This window comes from Pseudovibrio sp. POLY-S9 (genome assembly GCF_001431305.1).
Lineage (GTDB): Bacteria > Pseudomonadota > Alphaproteobacteria > Rhizobiales > Stappiaceae > Pseudovibrio.
Genome location: NZ_LCWX01000229.1, coordinates 1 through 215 on the forward strand (window position 1 = coordinate 1; position 215 = coordinate 215).

At 57.7% G+C, this 215-nt stretch carries 1 protein-coding gene; it reads left to right on the forward strand.

Annotated features, from left to right (window positions below; all coding sequences use genetic code 11):
• Positions 1–215: helix-turn-helix domain-containing protein (locus PPL9_RS31590; protein ID WP_152986811.1), on the forward strand; the 215-nt coding region annotated here is incomplete at both ends.

Below are 215 nucleotides of genomic sequence, written 5' to 3' on the forward strand. Positions count from 1 at the left end.
AATCGGCGTGCCTTGTGTCGCCGGTTCGGTATCAGCCCACAAACAGGCTATAAATGGCTGAGGCGGTGGCGTGCGGGAGAAGACTTGAATGATCTCTCCCACCGGCCCAGAACATCTCCTGGGCGTTCACCACAGGAGGTGGAGCAGAGGGTTTTATCAGTACGTGACACTTACCCGGCTTGGGGCGCTCGAAAGATCCGCGCTTATCTGCAGCA